The sequence below is a fragment of the Phormidium sp. CCY1219 genome (genome assembly GCF_035615515.1).
Classification (GTDB): Bacteria; Cyanobacteriota; Cyanobacteriia; order Cyanobacteriales; family Laspinemataceae; genus CCY1219.
The window spans coordinates 1-4,787 of the sequence record NZ_JAJENT010000163.1; the positions used below are offsets into that span (position 1 = coordinate 1).

Here is a 4,787-nt window from a genome sequence, read left to right on the forward strand (position 1 = left end):
GATGAGATTTCTGCCAAGCTGACGCGGTTGGCACCGGATTTCGAGAGTTGGGGGAGTTTGACCGAGTTTGCGATCGCGCCGGAAGAGTTAATCGCGTCCCTGAAACAGACCAGCGATCGCCTTTTTGCTAAATTGTTAGAGAACGGCGAAGGTCGATTTCTCGATCGGAGTGCGTTTAATCTACAAAGCGAATCCTCCCTTCGCAGGGAACTCGAAACCGCACGGCAACAGCTACAAGATCGAGGGGTGACATTAGAACCCTCACTTGCCGCCAGTGTCGAATTTCTCATCGGTCGTCTGGGCGAGCAGTCCCAGGAACAGGCACGGCACCATTACGAACGCAGTTTAGCCCTGTTTCCCCCGGACGAGTGCTTAGAGCGACGTAGCTGCGTGCTGTATTATTTGGGAGTCTGGTGGAATATCTATGCCGTGCAGCATTGCGTTGACTTTCACTCCTGCTGCGAGCGCGCCCAAAATTACTTTCAAGACTGCATTGAAACCTTCGATCGCGCTAAGCGTCCCGATTTGCTCCCCAACTTTATCAATGCTTGGGGAGAGGTCTTGCAGCGACTGGCAGACTGGGATAAATTAGAAGCAATTGCCACCAGAGCGTTGGCACTTCATCAAACCCACCCGAGTTCGTTCCGACTGGCCCGGTGCTATGGATTTCTAGCCGAAGTGGCCTTGGGAAAAAATGAAAGCGATCGGGCCAAAAAAATGGCCGAAAAAGCCCTGTCTATCGTCGCCGATGCCTTGGAAAACTCATCCACTGCTGCATCGGAAAATTCCTTCTATTTAGATTGGGTGCGATCGTACCATCAAAGTTGGTATTGGTTCGCCTTAGGAAGAGCGCAAGCCAAATTAGGTTTCCCCCGCGAAGCATTGGATGCCTTGGAAACCGCCAAAGCCCAAGCCAATCCTCAGTACGACCTACCGCTTTACATTTCCATTCTTCAAGACTTAAGAAGCGGTTACTTTCACGAAGGGGAATATTTCCAAGCCTTCGCTCTCAAGCAAGAGCGAGAATCAATCGAACAACAATATGGCTTGCGGGCGTTTGTCGGGGCGGGACGGTTGCAACCGAAACAACATCTGAAAAAAATCCGATTCTTCAAAGGAAAAATATCCGGAGAAATCGCTCCAGAAATCGCCGATTCTGGCCGAAAAAAAGATGTTATTAACCTGGTGAATCGCATCAGCACCGACTGCAACCGCCTCACGGTGATTCACGGACAATCCGGTGTGGGAAAAAGTTCGATCGTGCAAGCGGGTTTAATCCCGGCTTTAAGCCAGATTAATCTTGGCAGTTGCGATATTTTACCGGTGTTGCAGCAAGTTTATAAAAATTGGATCGCAGAACTCGGTAACTGTTTGTCTCAGGCCCTCAAACAGGCTTCAGAATCTCCCAATCGCCCTGCAACCGAGGCGATGTCTCTCTCCCACCGCCCCTTGGATTCCCTGCCCCACATTCTGGAGCAATTGAGAATCAATTCAGAAAATCATTGGATTACGGTTCTGATATTTGACCAGTTTGAAGAATTCTTCTTTGCCTGCAAAGACCCCGAAAATCGTCGGGAATTTTATCAATTTTTGAAAGACTGCCTGAACCTGAATGGCGTCAAGGTTGTTTTGTCCCTGCGAGAAGATTATTTGCATTATCTGCTGGAGTGCAACAACCGCTTAATTAGCCTTGATGTGGTAAACGACAATATTTTAGACAAAAATATTATCTATTACTTGGGCAATTTTTCTCCCAAAGACGCCCGGGAAATTATTCACAGCTTAACCCAAACCCATCAGTGTTACTTAGAACCGGATTTAATTGATGAATTGGTTCAAGACTTAGCCCGAGACGCTGGGGAAGTGCGCCCGATTGAGTTGCAAATCGTGGGAGCGCAATTGCAAACCGAAAACATCACCAGCTTGCCACAGTATAAAGAACGCGGGCCGAAAGAAAAATTAGTCGAGCGTTATTTAGCAGAAGTGGTACAAGACTGTGGCCCAGAGAACCGAAAAACTGCCGAACTCGTCTTGTATTTACTAACCGACGAACACAATACTCGTCCGCTGAAAACACAGGCAGAACTAACCGCCCAATTGGCAGACAAAGCGGATGGCTTAGAGGTGGTTTTAGAGATTTTTGTGAAATCGGGATTAGTGTTTCTGTTGCCCGACAAGCCCACAGACCGCTATCAACTGGTGCATGATTATCTCGTCTCTTTTATCCGCCAGCAAAAAAACGCTGAATTAATGGCACAACTCCAGTGGGAGCGAGAGCAAAGACAATGTAGCGAAGCGAAGATAAACCAGGTGTTTAAATGGGCGTTGTTTGGCACCACAACCGCCGTGTTGGTTCTGGGAATATTAACCACCTCAACCGCACTTTTATGGCGACAGGCAGAAGGGCAAAAATATAAAGCCCAAAGCGCTACCATTCAAGCGCTCAATTCCGAATCGGAAGCTCGCCTACTTTCGAGCGATCGCCTCGGCGCATTACTGGCGAGTGTCAGCGCCAGCAAACAAGTGCAAAACCCGCAAGTCCCGGCAGAACTTCAACAGGAAACCGCACAGCGCCTACAAAATGTAATTCTCACTCCCGTTCGAGAGCGAAACCGTCTCCCACATGGCGATCGGGTGACGCGGGTTCGGTTCAGTCCTGACGGGGACACACTTGCCTCTGCTAGTGAGGATAAAAAGATTCGGATTTGGGGGCGCGATGGCACCTTACTTCGCACCCTCGAAGGACACGAGGAGCGGGTCACCAGCGTCAGTTTCAGTCCCGACGGCGAGACCCTCGCTTCTGCCAGTCACGACGGCACCATTAAACTCTGGCGCAGGGACGGCACTTTGCTCCAGACGATCCGGGGTGAAGAAAAAGTCTTCAACGACCTCCGTTTCAGTCCCGACGGCGAGATAATTGCGGCAGCGACTACATATACTAATCGCATCACCCTCTGGCGACGCGACGGTACGTTCCTTCGCCCCCTCGAAGGACACAATAAGCCTGTTTCCTCGGTCAGCTTTAGCCCCGACAGCCAAACCCTCGTCTCTGCTAGTCTGGACGGCATCATCAAGATTTGGCAACGTGATGGTACTTTGCTGAAGACCTTCAAAGGGCATGACGATGCAATTTATCAAGTGGTGTTTGACCCCGAGGGCGAAATCATTGCCTCTGCCAGTAGGGATCGAACGATTAAGCTCTGGCGGCGCGATGGCACTTGGCTCAAAACACTCACCGGACATCAGGATGCCGTGAATAGCGTCAGTTTCAGCCCCGACGGACAACAACTCGCCTCTGCCAGTAATGACCAAACGATTAAGCTCTGGCGAACCAGCGACGGCACTTTGCTCGAAACCCTGGATGGGCACCACTCTTTTGTTTGGGATGTCAATTTCAGCCCGGACGGAAAAACACTCGCCTCTGCCAGTGCGGACACCACTGTCAAACTCTGGCACATAGACGAGCGCTTTCTTCAAATCCTCCGAGGACATATCTCGGGAGTGACTGACATCAGTTTTAGCCCGGACAATCGCACAATTGCTTCTGCCAGTTACGATAAAACCATCAGGATTTGGAGGGACGATGGCAGTGTGAGGGAAATCCCCAACGCCCATAGCAAAGAACTCTCCAGCATCAGTTTTAGCCCTGATGGTGCGATAATTGCTTCTGCCAGCTATGACAATAGGGTAAAACTGTGGCGGCCTGATGGCACCCCGATTCAAACCCTGGAGGATTCTCCATCCCCGGTGAAAAGCGTGAGGTTTAGCCCGGACGCCCAGATCATCGCAGCCGCCAGTAATGACGGAACCGTAAAACTGTGGCAGCGTGACGGCAGTTTAATCGTGCAGTTAAGGGGGTTGGACGAACGAGTCCAGACTGTCAGCTTTAGCCCTGATGGGCAGCTCATCGCCGCTGCTGCCGATCGCGCGATCGCCCTCTGGCAACCCGATGGCAAGTTACTCACCCACTTTGTAGGGCACCAAGAGCAGATCCAAAGCGCCAGCTTTAGTCCCGACGGTCAAATCCTGGTTACGGCCAGTACAGATCGCACGATTAAACTCTGGCAGCGCGATGGCACTTTGCTTCAAACCCTCCGGGGTCATGGTGCGAAAGTCCATGCGGCAATTTTCAGCCCCGACGCTCAGACCCTGATCTCCGCCAGTGGCGACGGTACCATCGCACTCTGGCGGCGAGACCCCGAAACAGAAAAGTTTGAAACTCGCCCCTACAAAACCCTGGAGGGACATCGTGAAAGTGTCTATAGCCTCCGTTTTAGTCCGGACGGTCTCACCCTGGCCTCCGCTAGTAACGACAAAACGGTGATTCTCTGGACGTGGGAAAAGGTCGCGTCTTTGAATTTAGAGACTCTGCTGAATTACGGTTGCAATGAGCTGCAAGACTATCTCCAGAATAATCCCTCTGCTAAAGAATACCGTTCTTTGTGCCATGAAACAGAAGACCCCTGAAGTGACCAATTTGTCATTCATAAATTCATTATCTGGTAAGTAGGTTTCAATTCAAAACAGGAGTAAAAAAATGACTGAATCATTATCTAAGAATCAACCGAGCAACTGCACCGAATATCTGTTAAAAGCGCAAATCATTGCTTGGTTAAAAGAATCTTTAGCCAGCGAATCCATAAATGAAGAAGTAAAACAGAGAATTATTGTAAAATTCTGCGTCCAAATAGAAGGGGGAAATCAATCCATTGAAAATCTGGAAGAAGTAGAAGAGAAATTAGAGCCTGGATTGCCCCGTGGAATGGTGGGAACGACTGGCGATCCAC

The 4,787-nt window shown here is 50.1% G+C and carries 2 protein-coding genes; both read left to right on the forward strand.

Translation table 11 applies throughout. From position 1 onward, the window contains the following. Positions 1-4,467, forward strand: a 4,467-nt coding sequence (locus LKK83_RS00895) for an nSTAND1 domain-containing NTPase (protein WP_324628841.1), incomplete at its 5' end; no start/stop codon positions are given. Between the two features lie 70 nt (positions 4,468-4,537). Next, a partial coding sequence (locus tag LKK83_RS00900) for a hypothetical protein (protein ID WP_324628842.1) occupies positions 4,538-4,787 on the forward strand: 250 nt, incomplete at its 3' end.